The sequence below is a fragment of the Duganella sp. CF458 genome (assembly GCF_900113115.1).
In the GTDB taxonomy this organism is placed as follows: domain Bacteria; phylum Pseudomonadota; class Gammaproteobacteria; order Burkholderiales; family Burkholderiaceae_D; genus Rugamonas.
In genome coordinates this window covers 619,101-633,435 of sequence record NZ_FOOF01000001.1, presented here as the reverse complement: position 1 = coordinate 633,435, position 14,335 = coordinate 619,101, and the positions used below count along the sequence as shown (strand labels likewise).

13 protein-coding genes are annotated in these 14,335 nt (G+C 62.1%); 2 read left to right on the top strand and 11 right to left on the bottom strand.

The window, feature by feature from the left end:
* Positions 1 to 9: 9 nt before the first annotated feature.
* The 4 genes from katG to pdxH all read right to left on the bottom strand — a co-directional run bounded on the left by katG (position 10) and on the right by pdxH (position 5,171).
* Positions 10 to 2,226 carry a catalase/peroxidase HPI gene (gene katG, locus BM269_RS02840; protein WP_090435500.1) on the bottom strand — a complete coding sequence of 739 codons (2,217 nt, stop codon included), beginning with the start codon at positions 2,224 to 2,226 and terminating at the stop codon, positions 10 to 12.
* 100 nt (positions 2,227 to 2,326) lie between these two features.
* Positions 2,327 to 2,761 (bottom strand): GFA family protein, encoded by a 435-nt coding sequence (locus BM269_RS02835; RefSeq protein WP_170860264.1) that lies wholly within the window; start codon positions 2,759 to 2,761, stop codon positions 2,327 to 2,329.
* Positions 2,748 to 3,956: an SAM-dependent methyltransferase gene (locus BM269_RS02830; protein WP_090435498.1), complete on the bottom strand. Its 1,209-nt coding sequence runs from the start codon at positions 3,954 to 3,956 to the stop codon at positions 2,748 to 2,750. Before BM269_RS02830 ends, BM269_RS02835 begins: the two co-directional genes overlap by 14 nt.
* Before the next feature lie 30 nt (positions 3,957 to 3,986).
* A complete protein-coding gene (gene pdxH, locus BM269_RS02825) occupies positions 3,987 to 5,171 on the bottom strand; it encodes a pyridoxamine 5'-phosphate oxidase (protein WP_090435497.1) in 1,185 nt (394 codons plus the stop codon).
* A 62-nt stretch (positions 5,172 to 5,233) separates the two neighbouring features.
* On the opposite strand from pdxH, the gene tcdA reads away from it, so the two are divergent.
* Positions 5,234 to 6,106 (top strand): tRNA cyclic N6-threonylcarbamoyladenosine(37) synthase TcdA, encoded by an 873-nt coding sequence (gene tcdA, locus BM269_RS02820; protein WP_090435496.1) that lies wholly within the window; start codon positions 5,234 to 5,236, stop codon positions 6,104 to 6,106.
* A gap of 18 nt (positions 6,107 to 6,124) precedes the next feature.
* On the opposite strand, the gene thpR is transcribed toward tcdA, so the two are convergent.
* A complete protein-coding gene (gene thpR, locus BM269_RS02815; protein ID WP_170860263.1) occupies positions 6,125 to 6,607 on the bottom strand; it encodes an RNA 2',3'-cyclic phosphodiesterase in 483 nt (160 codons plus the stop codon).
* A 51-nt stretch (positions 6,608 to 6,658) separates the two neighbouring features.
* Between thpR and BM269_RS02810 the strand changes: the two genes are divergently transcribed.
* Positions 6,659 to 7,183, top strand: coding sequence for an FKBP-type peptidyl-prolyl cis-trans isomerase (locus tag BM269_RS02810; RefSeq protein ID WP_090435494.1), 525 nt, complete (start codon positions 6,659 to 6,661; stop codon positions 7,181 to 7,183).
* 1 nt (position 7,184) lies between these two features.
* On the opposite strand, the gene BM269_RS02805 is transcribed toward BM269_RS02810, so the two are convergent.
* The 6 genes from BM269_RS02805 to BM269_RS02780 all read right to left on the bottom strand — a co-directional run bounded on the left by BM269_RS02805 (position 7,185) and on the right by BM269_RS02780 (position 14,309).
* Entirely contained in the window at positions 7,185 to 8,510 is a 1,326-nt protein-coding gene (locus tag BM269_RS02805) for a sigma-54-dependent transcriptional regulator (RefSeq protein ID WP_373994371.1), read from the bottom strand.
* On the bottom strand, positions 8,507 to 10,348 hold the full coding sequence (locus BM269_RS02800) for a sensor histidine kinase (RefSeq protein ID WP_090435492.1): 1,842 nt from the start codon (positions 10,346 to 10,348) through the stop codon (positions 8,507 to 8,509). The genes BM269_RS02805 and BM269_RS02800 overlap by 4 nt, the downstream gene beginning before the upstream one ends.
* A 25-nt stretch (positions 10,349 to 10,373) precedes the next feature.
* On the bottom strand, positions 10,374 to 11,468 hold the full coding sequence (locus BM269_RS02795; protein WP_090435491.1) for a porin: 1,095 nt from the start codon (positions 11,466 to 11,468) through the stop codon (positions 10,374 to 10,376).
* Positions 11,469 to 11,494: 26 nt separating this feature from the next.
* Complete coding sequence (locus BM269_RS02790) at positions 11,495 to 12,766, bottom strand: dicarboxylate/amino acid:cation symporter (RefSeq protein ID WP_090435490.1); 1,272 nt, start codon at positions 12,764 to 12,766, stop codon at positions 11,495 to 11,497.
* A gap of 218 nt (positions 12,767 to 12,984) precedes the next feature.
* A complete protein-coding gene (locus tag BM269_RS02785) occupies positions 12,985 to 13,995 on the bottom strand; it encodes a cation diffusion facilitator family transporter (protein WP_090435489.1) in 1,011 nt (336 codons plus the stop codon).
* The gene (locus tag BM269_RS02780; protein ID WP_090435488.1) at positions 13,992 to 14,309 is read right to left on the bottom strand and encodes an ArsR/SmtB family transcription factor; all 318 of its coding nucleotides are present in this window, start codon (positions 14,307 to 14,309) and stop codon (positions 13,992 to 13,994) included. The genes BM269_RS02785 and BM269_RS02780 overlap by 4 nt, the downstream gene beginning before the upstream one ends.
* Positions 14,310 to 14,335: the final 26 nt, after the last annotated feature.

The window sequence follows — 14,335 nt, the reverse complement described above, 5'->3', positions numbered from 1 at the left end:
CCCCGGGTCTTAGTCGAAGCGGTCCAGGTTCATGACCTTGTTCCATGCGGCCACGAAGTCCTTGACGAATTTATCACGACTATCGTTGGCGGCATAGACTTCGGCCACGGCGCGCAGTTCGGAATTCGAACCGAACACCAGGTCCACCGGCGTCGCCTTCCATTTGAGATCTCCGCTGCTGCGGTCGCGGCCCTCGTACAAGCCTTCCACGCCAGGCGCCTTGTTCCACTTGGTGTCCATGGTCAGCAGGTTGACGAAGAAATCGTTGCTCAGCGTGCCGGGCTTGCTGGTCAATACGCCGTTGGACGAGTGACCGTAGTTGGCATCAAGGGCGCGCATGCCGCCAACCAGCACCGTCATTTCGGGTACGGTCAGGTTGAGGAGGTTGGCCTTTTCGACCAGGGCTTCGGCCGGCGACAGCTTGCTTTCGCTGTCGTAGTAGTTGCGGAAGCCATCGGCTTTCGACTCCAGCACGGCGAAGGACTTCACATCGGTCTGGGCCTGGGACACATCGGCGCGACCCGGCTTGAACGGCACTTGCACGGCATGGCCACCGATTTTTGCTGCCTTCTCGATGGCCGCATTGCCGCCGAGGACGATCAGGTCGGCCAGCGAGACCTTCTTGCCGCCTTTCTGTGCCTTGTTGAAATCGGCCTGGATGGTTTCAAGCTTTGCCAGCACCTTGGCTAGTTGCTCCGGTTCGTTCACCGCCCAATCCTTTTGCGGCGCGAGGCGGATGCGGGCGCCGTTGATACCACCGCGCTTATCGCTACCCCGGTAGCTGGCTGCCGCAGCCCATGCAGTCTTGACCAAGTCCTGCGTGCTCAATCCGGAAGCAAGGATCTTCTGCTTCAGTTGCGCCGCGTCCTGGCTGTTGATGGCCGTATAGCCTGGCGCTGGAATCGGGTCTTGCCACAGGAAGGTCTGCTTCGGCACGTCGGCGCCGATATAACGGGCGCTCGGTCCCATGTCGCGATGGGTCAGCTTGAACCACGCGCGGGCGAAGGCATCGGCAAACAGCTTCGGATCTTGCTGGAAGCGTTTGGCGATCTTGTTGAACTCCGGGTCCTCTTTCAAAGACAGGTCGGTGGTGAACATGATGGGCGCGTGGCGCTTGCCGGCGATGTGCGCATCCTGCACCAGGTTCGCTGCGTCAGGCGTGCTGGGCACCCATTGCGTCGCGCCGGCCGGGCTTTTGCTCTGCACCCAATTGAAGGCGAACAGGTTGTCCAGGTATTGCGTGGTAAACGCGATCGGGTTCGATGTCCAGGAGCCTTCCAGTCCGCTGGTCACCGAGTCTTCTGCATTACCCTTGCCGCATTTGTTCTGCCAGCCCAGCCCTTGCTGTTCCATCGCGGCACCGGCAGGATCGGCACCAACGCACTTTTCAGGATCATGTGCCCCGTGCGCCTTGCCAAAAGTGTGGCCGCCGGCGATCAGGGCGACGATCTCCTCATCGTCCATGGCCATGCGGCCGAAGGCTTGGCGAATGTCAGCGGCTGCGGCGATTGGATCAGGCTTGCCTTCCGGGCCTTCCGGGTTCACATAGATCAGGCCCATCTGCGTAGCGGCCAGCGCGCCCTTCAGCTCACGCTTGCCGCTGAAGCGGTCGGCGCCCAGCCATTTGTTTTCAGCGCCCCAGAACACGGTGTCGGCTTGCCAGGCGTCGCTGCGCCCGCCGGCGAAGCCGATGGTCTTGAAGCCCATGTTTTCCATCGCCACGTTGCCGGCCAGGACCATCAGGTCAGCCCACGAAATCTTGCGGCCGTATTTCTGTTTGACTGGCCACAGCAAGCGGCGGGCCTTATCGAGGCTGACGTTGTCCGGCCAGCTATTCAGCGGTTCGAATCGTTGTTGCCCGCTGGCCGCGCCGCCGCGGCCATCGCCCACGCGGTAGGTGCCGGCGCTATGCCAGGCCATGCGGATGAAGAAGGGACCGTAATTGCCGTAGTCGGCAGGCCACCAGGGTTGAGAGCTGGTGAGGATGGCGTTGATGTCTTTCTTGACCGCCTTCAGGTCGAGGCTCTGGAATTCTTTGGCGTAGCTGAAGTTGGGGCCGTAGGGGTTGGATTCTGCGGAATGCTGGCGTAGCGGCTGGAGATCCAGTTTCTCGGGCCACCAATTCTGCCCGCCGGCTACCTTGTCGGCTGCGTAGGCGAGCTGCGGTTCGAATAGTGGAAGCAGGCCTGCCAGCATGGCCAGCACGGCGAGTTTGCGATTGCTCATCACGGTTTCTCCTTGTCATTGTTGTCGGGGAAACCTTAGGCTAAAGCAAGGGTTTTAATTGATCTAATTGATTGTTGTTATGAAATCGATAGTGTAAACACTATTGTTCTTGCGCTTTGGATGGCACCGCCGAACTGCTTTCGGCAAAGCGCGGCAGCTTATCCTGGATGTCGAACCAATGCACCTGCGATGAGGTCCAGACATGATCCTGGATCGCGATGCTGCCCGGATCATCGAGGCTGCCGGCACATACTTGCACACGGTCTGCGAGGACTTCTTCACGCATGCCGATGGTGCTGCCGCAGATCGGGCAAAAGCCGCGCTCTGCGAAAGGTGACGAGCGATACCAGACCGGCTCCGTTCGCAGCCAGGAGAAGGAAGCCTTCTCGAAGTGGACGAACGCCAGGGCAGGTGCTCCGGAGTGCCTGCGACACGTCTCGCAATGGCATATGACCCCGCGCAGCGGTTGCGAGGTTGCGCGATAGCGAATGGCGCCACAAAGGCAGCCGCCTTCAAAGTGTTCAGTGTTGGGCATACATGTATTGGCGTGACCATGGCAAAGAAGAAGGATGTCGCCCCGCCTTGCCGCAGACGATCTGGTAAAGGCTGATCCAATCCTGGTCGAAGGCATAGGCGCAGCCGGCGAGGTAGACGTGCCAGATGCGGAAGCGCTTGTCACCTGCCAGCTCACGCACCTTCTCTTCGTGGTCCTCAAAATTCTCGGTCCAGATCATGCAGGTACGGGCATAGTGGCGCCGCAGGTTTTCGACGTCGTAGGCTTCGAGCTGCCCCTCCTGCATGGCGTGCAGCACCTGCCCGATATGCGCCAACTCGCCGTGCGGGAAAACATACTTCTCGATGAACTCGCCGCCGCCGTACGGGGTTTCGCCGTTATCCGGGTCGGTCGACGTGATCCCATGGTTCATCACCAGTCCATCCTCGGCCAGCAGCTTGTTGATAATGCCGAAGTATTCCACAAGGTGCTTGATGCCCACGTGCTCGAACATGCCGACGCTGGTGATGCGGTCAAAGCTGCCGCGCACGTCGCGGTAGTCCTGCAAACGAATTTCGATGAGGTCGGACAGGCCGGCAGCGCGCACCCGCTCGAGTGCCAGCGCATGCTGGTTTTCGCTGAGCGTAATGCCGACGCAGCGGACGCCGTACTTCTGCGCGGCGCGGATCACCAGTGCACCCCAGCCGCAGCCGATATCGAGCAGCGTCTGCCCCGGCTGCAGCTTGATCTTGGCCAGGATGTGGTCGATCTTCTTGATTTGCGCGGTGGCCAGGTCTTCGTCGCCGTTTTCGAAGTAGGCACAGGAATACACCATGTTCGGGTCGAGGAACTGTTGGTAGAACTCGTTGGATACGTCGTAATGGTAGCGGATCGCTTCCGCATCGTGCTTGCGATTGTGGTGGAAGGTGCGCGTGATGCGGGAAAGGCTGCCGGTCTCTTTCAGCGAGCTGCGCGCCAGCGCGTTGACGACCTTGATCATGTCGACCGCGCGCCCGCTTACCTCGATGGCGCCCTCGACATAGGCGGTCCCCAGGCTGGACAGCGAGGGTTTGAGCAGGTAGCGCGCCGCGGACGGGCTGGGGACGCGGATCGTCACGCGTGGCGCTTCCTGCGAGAAGTCGAAACTGCGGCCATTCCACAGCTCTATCCTCAGGGGCAGGGCGATTTGCGGGGCAATGCTGCTGATCCAGCTATTGATGCGGTTTTGTACAAACATGCGCCTGCCCCTTCCATCTGAGAGGACGGATCAGGGCTGGATGCGCTCCTTATTCCAGCTACCGTCCTGCAAGTCATAGACTATCCTGTCGTGGAAACGCGAGGCGCGCCCTTGCCAGAACTCTACGCGCTCCGGCACCAGGCGATAACCGCCCCAGTGCTCCGGCCGTTGCGGCTGGTCGCCACTGGCCGCCTCGACGACGGCATAACTTTCTTCCATTGCTTCGCGGCTGCCGATCGGGCGGCTCTGTCGTGAGGCAATCGCCGCCAACTGGCTCTTCACCGGGCGGCTGTAGAAATACTTGTCACTCTCTTCGACGGAAGTTTTCTCGACGCGGCCTTCGATCCTTACCTGGCGTTCGAGTTCAGGCCAGAAGAACAGGATTGCTGCGTGCGGGTTTTCCGCGAGCTGCCGGCCTTTCTGGCTCTCGTAATTGGTGTACCAGGTGAAGCCGCGCTCGTCGTACTGCTTGATCAGCACGATGCGCGAACTGGGTCGGCCGTTGGCACCCACCGTGGCAACGCTCATCGCGTTGGGCTCGTTCACCTGCGCCTTCATGGCTTCATTGAACCACTTGGCAAATTGCGCAATCGGGTCGGCCAGGGTGTCGGCTTCCGACAGGCTGGCGCGGCCATAATCCATGCGCAGGTCAGCCAGGGCGATTCCGCCGGCGATGGCCGCCGGCAGGAGGCCGCGGCGCTGCTGCATGGCTTCACCCAGAATGGTCATCTGGGCGGGACTGAGTATCCGTTTGGCCATGGGCGCGATGTGCGCCTCTTCGGTTTCCATATGCGCGGTATATGCCTGTACGAAGCGTTCCACTTCGGTGGCATTCAATGCTGCACTGGAACCGTTGGCAATCTTATCAAGTTGCGAATTGAGTATATCCCAGTCGAGATCCATCTGCTTGTGCTGCGCAAGGATCTGCGGGCCCAGCTTGCCCAGCAGGGCCGCGTCCTCGCCCTGCGCCGCCGCAGTCAGCAGGGGGAACAGGTCGTTTTCCTCATCGGCGTGATGCAGGTGGGCGGCTTTGTTGAAGTACTTCTGCACGGCTTGGGCGGCTTGCTGGGCGGCGGCGTCGGCGCCGTGCTGAGGCAGGTGGCTCAGCAGGTTCTGCAAGGTTTGCAATTGCTTGCGGATCTTGTCGTGGCAGTGTTTCAGGACGGCGATCGGCTGGTCATAGCCTGGGGCGGTATCGATCAAGGAATTGCTCATGTGCGGGTCTGGTGTACTTGGCAAGAGAAAACATTGTAGCCCGGGTCCGGTAAAATGACGGGATGAATTCCCCGCAAATAGTTGATCCAGTTCTGGAAGATATCGATTTCGACCGCCGCTTTGGCGGCATTGCCCGCTTGTACGGTGAAAAAGCCCTCGCACGTTTCCGGGGGGCACATGTCTGCGTGATTGGCGTGGGCGGTGTCGGCTCGTGGATTGTGGAAGCGTTGGCGCGCTCGGCGATCGGCAAGCTGACCCTGATTGACCTCGACAACGTGGCCGAGTCGAATATCAACCGTCAGATCCAGGCGCTGTCCGGCACCATCGGCATGGCCAAGATTTCCGCGCTGGCGGAGCGCATTGCCCAGATCAACCCCTTCTGCGAAGTGGTGCAGGTGGAAGATTTCATCACGCCGGATAACCTGGATGAGATGGTGGGGGCGCATCACTTCGACTACGTGGTGGATGCGATCGATTCGGCCCAGTCGAAGACAGCGCTGATTCACTATTGCCGCAGCAAGCAGATTCCCTTGATTGTGATCGGTAGCGCCGGTGGCCAGACCGATCCGACCCGGATCGAAGTGCGCGACTTGTCCAAGACTGAGCAGGAGCCCTTGCTGAAGAAGGTGCGGCGCCGTTTGCGCAGCCAGTTCAACTATCCGCCGAATTCGAAGAACAAGTTGGGTGTGGATGCGGTATTTTCGATGGAACCGTTGAAATTCCCTGAGACGGGGGAGGTTTGCACCGTTGATGGCGATGAAAAGGCGGCGGCGAAGCCGGGGCTAACGGGCATCAATTGCGCGGGATTCGGGTCGGCGATGGTGGTGACTGCGACGTTTGGCATGGTGGCGGCGGGGCACTTGCTGCGCAAGCTGGCTGAGCAGGCTGAAACCGGTATACCGGTGTCTGACCCGCAGGGCCGGACACTGGACTAGGACCGCCGCCGGCCGGTGTCAGGCAAGCGGCAAATAGCGCCCATCCGCCATTGACTCCAGCAGCGCAAGCCCCTGCACATTCCACACCACCGGCGCCGCGCTGAATTCGGCAGGCGCTTCCTTTGCCTCGCGCGCCAGCGTGATGTGTGGCTTGAACTCCCCGTGGGTGGCGGCGCTGAAACCGGCTGCTTCCAGCCGCGACATCAGCCCGGCTTGCGCCGCCAGCAAGCCCGCAGGCGGCGCGCTCATCCCCGTCCAGGCAATATGCGGGCGTTTGAAATAACCATAGCAATCAAGCGTCAACTGCAACGGCGGCACATGCGTTGCATGCAGGATGCCAAGCAAGACAGGCAAGGCCTCGGCCGGTTGCTGTCCAAGAAACGCCATGGTGAGATGCAGTTTCTCCGGCGGAATCAAGCGCCCGCGTACCGGCTGTTGCAGCCGCACCAAGGCCTGGCGCACCGCGTGGTCGGGCCAGAGCGCAAAAAACAGTTTGTGCACAGCTTGTTTTGTTATCATGGCAGCCGCTTTAAAACCACTTGACGAATATACATGAAACGCACTTCGACCCTGTTCGCATTCCTGTGCGCCGCCAGCCTGGCGCAGGCACAGCAGCCTACCCAAGAACCTGCCCAGGCGCAGCCTGCGGCTCCCGTGGCGCAACAAGCTGAAGCCGCAGCGCCGGCCCAGCCAGGCCCGATCGTGCCGGGTTCGGCCCAGCCGGGCCCAGCCGCCGAGCAACTGATCATCACCGACCACAAGATCGGCAAGGGCGCCGAGGCCAACGTCGGTAACACCGTCTTCATGCATTACACCGGCTGGCTGTACCGCCCGCTGGCCAAGAACCAGCGCGGCCGCCAGTTCGACAGTTCGATTCCGCGCGGCGAACCGCTGGACTTCAAGCTGGGTACCGGCAAGGTGATCAAGGGCTGGGACCAGGGCATCGTCGGTATGAAGGTCGGTGGCAAGCGCACCCTGATCATCCCGTCGGAAATGGCGTATGGCTCGCGCTCCATGCCGAACATTCCAGCCAATTCGGCCCTGATCTTCGACGTCGAACTGATGGACGTCAAATAATTCAGCGGTAGTCGTCGGCCGCCAGGCCGTACTTCTGCATCTTGTGGTACATGGTCTGTTTCGGCAGGCTCAGCGCGGTACAGGCGGTGGCGACGTTGCCGCCGGCCGCGCGCAGGGCCTGTTCGATCAGCATGCGCTCGAAGGCGCCGACCTGGTCCGCCAGCGATGCCGGCACCGCACTCTCCGTCGAGGCAGAAAGGCCCAGCACGAAGCGGTCGGCGGCATTGCGCAGCTCGCGCACATTGCCGGGCCAATCCTGTGCCATCCACTGCTGCATCTGCGCCGGTGGCACCAGCGGGCAAGGGCGCTTGTAGCGCGCCGCCGCGTCCAGCATGAAATGCTCGAACAGCAGCGGGATGTCTTCGCGCCGTTCGCGCAGCGGCGGGACGTGCAGCACGATCAGATTGAGCCGGTAGTACAGGTCGCTGCGGAACTTGCCCTGGTCCGAAAATTCCTTCAAGTCTTCCTTGGAAGCGGCAATCACGCGGATGTCCAGCGGCACCGGGGCGTTCGATCCCAGGCGTTGGACGGAGCGCTCCTGCAGCACCCGCAGCAACTTGACTTGCATTGCCAGCGGCAGGCTTTCTATCTCGTCCAGGAATAGCGTGCCGTGATCGGCGTGTTCGATCTTGCCGACCTGGCGCTTGGCCGCGCCGGTGAAGGCGCCTTGCTCGTGGCCGAACAGTTCACTCTCGAAAATGGTCTCCGGGATGGCGCCGCAATTGACCGGCACATAGTGGTGCTTGCCGCGTTCACTGAACTGGTGCAGGCAACGCGCCACCAGTTCCTTGCCGGTGCCGGTTTCGCCATAGATCAGCACATCGGCCGGCTGCCCGGCCACGTCCAGTATCACCTGGCGCAAGGCGCGCATGGCCGGTGTGTTGCCGAGCAGGCAGGCCTCGATGCCTTCGCTATGGTCCAGCTTCTGGCGCAGCGCACGCACTTCCAGCTGCAGTCGGCGTTTGTCGGCGGCGCGCCGTACCACGTCCGCCAGTTGTTCGGATGAATAGGGCTTCTCGAGGAAGTCGTAAGCGCCGTCGTGCATCGCCTGTACCGCCATCGATATATCGCCGTGGCCGGTGACCAGGATGACCGGCAGGTCGGGATCGATGGCGCGCGCCGCTGCCAGCAATTCCAGGCCGCTCATGCCGGGCAGGCGCACATCGCTCACCAGCACCACCGGGCTGTTCGCCCGCAGCAGCCTGGTCACCGGCTCGGCACTTTCGTAGCTGCTGACGCTGAAATCGGCCAGCTCCAGTGCCTGCGCACTGCCGGCGCGCACGGTCGGGTCGTCTTCGACCAGCAGCACTTGTATATCGTCCATCATGTCTCCTGCGCCGCTTTTAATTCGATTACGAAGCAGGCGCCGGCATCGGCCTGTTCCGCTCTTAAGCTTCCGCCGAAATCGCGGATGATTTGTTCTGAAATGGCCAGTCCAAGGCCCAGGCCTTCGCCTTGCGGCTTGGAGGTGTAGAAGGGCTCGAACAGCCGCTGGCGCGCTTCGTCGCTGAGCCCCGGGCCGCTGTCGGCCACGCGGATCTGTACGCGGCCTGGCATGCTGCTCACTTCCAGCACCAGCTCGCGCACCGTGCAGCCGGCCATCGAGTCGAGTGCATTGGTCATCAGGTTGAGCAATACTTGCTCCAGCCGGTTGCTGTCGCACAGGGCGTAAATATCGGCCTGGTCGATGCGCAACTGGAAGGTGACCTTGTCCAGCTGGATGCGGCGCTCCACCAGCACCAAGGCATTGGATATGGAAGTATGGACCGACACCGGCCCCAACTCCGCATTCGACTTGCGGGCGAAACTTTTCAGCTTGCCGGTGATGGTGCCCATCCGCGCCACCACTTGGGAAATGGTCTTCAGGTTGTTGCGCACGTCGTCCATGCGGCCGCGCTCGAACAGCAGCACGGCGTTGTCGGACATGGTGCGCAGCGCTGTCAGCGGCTGGTTCAGTTCGTGCGTGATGCTGGCCGACATCTGCCCCAGCACCGCCAGTTTGCCGGCCTGGAACAGCTCATTCTGCGTGATCTGCAGTTGCTGCTCGGCCTGGCGCCGCACGTCGACTTCCTTGCTCAAGTCTTGCGTTATGCGCGCCAGGCTGGCGGTACGCTCGGCCACCATGCGTTCCAGTTCTTCCTTGGCACGCAAGCGCTGGCGCCAATACAGGAACAACAGCACCAGGAAGCCATACGCCAGCAGCGCGAACAGGAAGGCCACGCTGGCGTTGCCGCGTGCCGCATTCAAGTCGGACAGGTAGATGAAGGTCCAGTCGCGCGGCGCTAGCAAGCGCGTTTGCGCCAGCATCAGCGGCGTGGTTGCGGCACCGGGGGCATTGCTGTCGCGGATAACGAGCAGGCGGTTGCCGTTGGGCAGCGCCTCGTCGTGCTTCAAGGTCAATGCCGGCAGCTCTTGCGCGAAATACTGGCGGGTTTGTTCAAGCTCGGCACGTACGCTTGCCGATAATGGTTTCAGCGATTTGAATTTCCAGTTTGGGTCCGAACTGAGGAAAATCACGCCGTTCGGGTCCACCAGCGCCACCTTGTCGCTGCCCTGCGTCCAGCTGCGCTGCTGGTTCTCGATACTGACCTTGATCGCCGCCACGCCCAGCATGCGGCCGTCCTTGTAGATGCCGTGCGCGTAGAAGTATCCCGGCTCCAGGCTGGTGGTGCCGACGCCATAAAAGCCGCCGGGGCGGCCGCGCAGCGCGTTACGGATATAGGGCCGGAAGTTGACGTCGTCGCCGATGAAGCTGTCCCTCTGGCGCCAATTGCTGGCGGCCTGGGTGCGGCCTTGCAGGTTGACGATATAGATGTTGCTGGATTCGGCCTTCCGGTTCAGGCCTTCCAGGTATTCGTTCACGCTGTTGCGTGCATCCTCATCGCCTGGGTGCTCCAGCAGCTGGACCACGTCCTTGTCCAGCTCCAGCATGCGCGGGATCAGGTCGTATTTGTCCAGCAGGTTTTCCAGGCTGGTGGCGTACACCTCCAGCCTTTGCGCACCCGCTTCGCGCAGGCGTTCGGTGGTGGCGCTGTCGGCCCACCAGTAAGCCAGGTAGGGCAGGGCCAGGCCAGCCAGCAGCACCAGGCCCCACAAGGTACGGACGTGTTGCGTCGGGCGCGATGGCGCCGGAGGGATGGCGGTGTTGTCGGACTGGACTGGCATTACAGCCAACTATAGCAAACCTCTGTTACAGCTGATGACGCAAGCCCAGGTTGACCGCGCGGTGACCCTTGCCATCGTCGGTGGCGTTGCCGACCGTGAATGGGGCACCGTTGTGTCCATCGATGCGGCCGTAAGCGGCGTACAGGTCGGTGCGCTTGGACAGGCCGTACAGGTAAGCGATGCCGTACTGGCGTGCATCCTGGTTGGCCGGGCTGCGATCCAGGTGCTGCACCACCGAGCCGGCAAAACGATGCGGCCCGAAGGTGGCGCACAGGCCCAGCAGCACGTCGCGGCTGGAGGCGCCGGGAAGGCCGATCGTGCCGCTGGTGATGATGCTGGTGGCGCTGGTGACAGGACCTGGCGTGCCGTTCGCGCTGTTCGACAATGTACTGCTGCCGCCACCTCCGACCGTGCCCATGCCGCGATTGAAGGCATAGCCGGCGTGCAGCTGGTAGTCGCCCAGCTTGTAGCGCGCCGCGAGCAGGGTGTTATGCGCATGCAGGCCGGCCGTAGTGCCTTCGCGGCGGAAGTGCGAGAGCGACAGCGCCAATGGTCCTTCGTCGTAATTCAGCGCGCCGCTCAGCGCGCGCTTGCGGGTGCTGTCGCCGGCCACTTCGCCGGAGCTGTAAGCCAGCTCGGTCGAGAAGCCCGCCAGCTTGGGGGAAGCGTAGCGCAGCGAGTTGTCCATGCGGCGGTTCGGCACCATAAGATTGGCAGCCTGGCCCGCCAGGCCATCGGCGAAGGGGTCGGCGATATCGCGCAGCGCCTTGTAATACGGCGAGTACTGGCGGCCGGCGCTGATGGTGCCAAGTGGGCTGCCGAGCGAGACGAAGGACTGGCGGCCGAAAGTCAGGCCGCCCTGGCCGGAGGCGCCGGTATCCATGGCGAAGCCGCTCTCGATGACGAAGCCGGCCGACAGGCCGTTGCCCAGGTCTTCCGTGCCCTTGAAACCGATGCGCGAGCCGGAAGCGACGCCGCTGCTCACATTGAAGGTATTGCCGGCGGCGCCACCGCGTTCGAGCACGATGCCGGCATCGGCCACGCCGTAGATGTTGACGGAAGATTGCGCGTGCGCGCTGCAGCAAGCCAGGGCCAGCAAGGTGGTGGCAGGGTATTTCATTCGGGGTTCTCCTGAGGTCTTTGTTTTTATGCGGCGCGGATGTAGCTGTGCTCATCCGCCTGTTCTTCTGCGCCAAGCGCGCCTTCCCACTTGGCTACGACGGCAGTGGCGATGGCATTGCCGACTGCGTTGGTGGCCGAGCGGCCCATGTCGAGGAATTGGTCCACGCCCATCAACAACAGCAGGCCCGCTTCGGGGATGTGGAATTGGGTCAAGGTGGCGGCGATCACCACCAGCGAAGCGCGCGGCACGCCGGCCATGCCTTTGGAGGTCAGCATCAACAGCAGCAGCATGGTGACCTGGGTGCCAAGCGACAGGTCGATGCCGTAGGCCTGGGCGATGAACAGCACGGCGAAGGTGCAATACATCATCGAGCCGTCGAGGTTGAAGGAATAGCCCATGGGCAGCACGAAACTGGAGATGCGCCGCTGCACGCCGAACTTGTCCAGCGCGACCAGCAGTTTCGGATAAGCGGCTTCCGAGCTGGCAGTGGAGAAGGCCAGCAGGAACGGTTCGCGGATCAGGCCCACCAGGCGCAGCACGCGTGGACCCAGCACGGCGAAGCCGGCGCCGATCAGCAGGACCCACAGGCAGAACAGGCCGAGGTAGAAGCCGCCCATGAACTTGGCGAAGGTGGCCAGGATGCCAAGGCCATTGGTGGTGACCACCGAAGCCATGGCGGCAAACACTGCCAGCGGGGCCATGCCCATGATGGCGCCGGTAATGCGCAACATCACTTGCGCCAGTTCGTCGACCACGTCCAGCAAGCGCTTGCCGGATTCGCCCAGCGCGCCCAGCGCGGAACCGAAGAAGATCGAGAACACCAGTACCTGCAGGATCTCGTTATTGGCCATGGCCTCGATCGGCGACTTCGGCACCACGTGGGTGATGAAGTCCTTCAGTGTGAAGGCCGAGGTTTTCAGCCCTGTGCTGGCATCGATGGCCGGCAGCGGCAGGCCAAGGTTGGTGCCGAGCTGCATCAGGTTCGACAGCACCATGCCCAGCGCCAGCGAGACCAGCGAAGCGACGATGAACCAGGCGAAAGCCTTGGCGCCGATCCGGCCCGCAGCCTTGCCGTCGCTCAGGTTGGCGATACCGACGGTCAGGGTAGAGAACACCAGCAGCGCAATGATCATCTTGATCAGGCGCAGGAAGATGTCGGTCACCAGCGAGATGTGGGCCGAAATGTCGGCGGTGATTTTCTTGTCAGGGAATACCGTGTGACAGGCGTAGCCGACGGCGACGCCAAGCAGCATCGCGAACAGGATGTAAAGGGTGAGGGGGCGCTTCTTTTGCATTCCGGTCTCCGTTGTATAGGTCCCCGCGCGTCTGGCGGGGTCCTGGCTCAACAGCAAGCTGTGTGCCCGCCGTGATTTGGCGGGACGGAGTCCGGTAAGTGCTTGATTTATAAGCCTGCCAGCATCTCAATGATGTCGGCAGGTAATTTTATTGTCCCAATGTTTGGATGGGCTGGAGGGGCTTTGTATGACTTCTTGGCCTGGCCTGGGGCCAAGGCTTAATGGGCATGGCCGTGGTCATGGTCGTGATCATGGCGGTGATCGTGATCATGCTCATGCTTGCCGTCGGGCGCGTGGCCCGGGCCTTGCAGGCAGCATTCATGCTGCGTAGTGCCTTGCTCCGTCTGCAGGGTAGTGTGGTGAATGCCGAACCGCTCCTTCAACTGGCGCGCGATGTCGTCGATAGCCATATCGCCTGGATAACCGCCCGGCATGACCAGGTGGCAAGTCAAGGCGACGTCGGTGGTGCTCATCGACCAGATGTGCAGGTCGTGCACGCCGGTTACGCCAGGGCTGGCCAGCAGGAAGTTCTCGACCTGGCCGGCATCCACATTGCCCGGCACGGCGCCCAGCGTCATGTCCAGTGCCTCGCGCAGCAGCGACCAGGTGCTCTTCATGATCAGCACCACGATGACCAGAGAAACGGCGGGGTCGATCCACGCCCAGCCGGTGTACATGACTACCAGGCCGGCGATCAGCACGCCCAGCGAGATCGCAGCATCGGCCGCCAGGTGCAGGTAGGCGCCACGGATATTCAGGTCATCCTTGCTGCCCTTCATGAACAACCAGGCCGAAATGCCGTTGACGGCGATGCCGATGCCGGCCACCACGGACACGGTCAGCCCCGCCACAGGCGTCGGCTCCATCAAGCGCTGGAACGCACCCCACGCGATGGCACCGGTAGCCGCCATCAGCAGCATGCCGTTGAACAGCGCCGCCAGGATAGAGCTGCTGCGCAAGCCGTAGGTATAACGGCCGGAAGGTTCGCGCTTGGCAAGGATGGCCGCGCCCCAGGCCAGGATCAGGCTCAATACGTCCGACAGGTTATGGCCCGCATCCGCCATCAGCGCGGTCGAATTGGCCAGGAAACCGTAGAAGAACTCAATCGCAACAAAGGCCGCGTTAAGCGTGATGGCAATGGCGAAGGCGCGGCCGTGGCCCGGCTCGCCGTGGTGATGATGGTGATGGCCGTGGTCGTGGCCATGTCCGTGGTGGTGGTGGGCGCTCATTGTTCGTTACCGTTGGATGGTTCGGCGATGTGTTCCAGCATATCGCGCAGGACACCGCTGATATGGGCATCAGCGGTGGAATAGAAGACCTGCTTGCCCTGGCGCTCGGATTTGACGATGCGGGCCGCGCGCAGCAGGCGCAGGTGATGGCTGACCAGCGAAGAGCTCAGTTGCAGCGCGCCCGCGATATCGCTGACCGCGATCGGCTGCTCCAGGCAAGCCAGCACGATACGCAGCCGGGTCGCATCCCCCAGCAAATGAAACAAAGCCGCCAGCTCCGCGACGGAAGCATCGTTGTCAGAATAAATAGCCATAGCAAACAAATGAATAGGTATTCACA

Coding starts and splice junctions, on each gene's coding strand:
- BM269_RS02800 (WP_090435492.1), bottom strand. CDS start 10,348: ATGCCAGTCCAGTCCGACAACACCGCCATCCCTCCGGCGCCATCGCGC.
- tcdA (WP_090435496.1), top strand. CDS start 5,234: ATGAATTCCCCGCAAATAGTTGATCCAGTTCTGGAAGATATCGATTTC.
- BM269_RS02795 (WP_090435491.1), bottom strand. CDS start 11,468: ATGAAATACCCTGCCACCACCTTGCTGGCCCTGGCTTGCTGCAGCGCG.
- BM269_RS02805 (WP_373994371.1), bottom strand. CDS start 8,510: ATGATGGACGATATACAAGTGCTGCTGGTCGAAGACGACCCGACCGTG.
- BM269_RS02830 (WP_090435498.1), bottom strand. CDS start 3,956: ATGTTTGTACAAAACCGCATCAATAGCTGGATCAGCAGCATTGCCCCG.
- BM269_RS02785 (WP_090435489.1), bottom strand. CDS start 13,995: ATGAGCGCCCACCACCACCACGGACATGGCCACGACCACGGCCATCAC.
- BM269_RS02780 (WP_090435488.1), bottom strand. CDS start 14,309: ATGGCTATTTATTCTGACAACGATGCTTCCGTCGCGGAGCTGGCGGCT.
- katG (WP_090435500.1), bottom strand. CDS start 2,226: ATGAGCAATCGCAAACTCGCCGTGCTGGCCATGCTGGCAGGCCTGCTT.
- BM269_RS02835 (WP_170860264.1), bottom strand. CDS start 2,761: ATGCCCAACACTGAACACTTTGAAGGCGGCTGCCTTTGTGGCGCCATT.
- BM269_RS02810 (WP_090435494.1), top strand. CDS start 6,659: ATGAAACGCACTTCGACCCTGTTCGCATTCCTGTGCGCCGCCAGCCTG.
- BM269_RS02790 (WP_090435490.1), bottom strand. CDS start 12,766: ATGCAAAAGAAGCGCCCCCTCACCCTTTACATCCTGTTCGCGATGCTG.
- pdxH (WP_090435497.1), bottom strand. CDS start 5,171: ATGAGCAATTCCTTGATCGATACCGCCCCAGGCTATGACCAGCCGATC.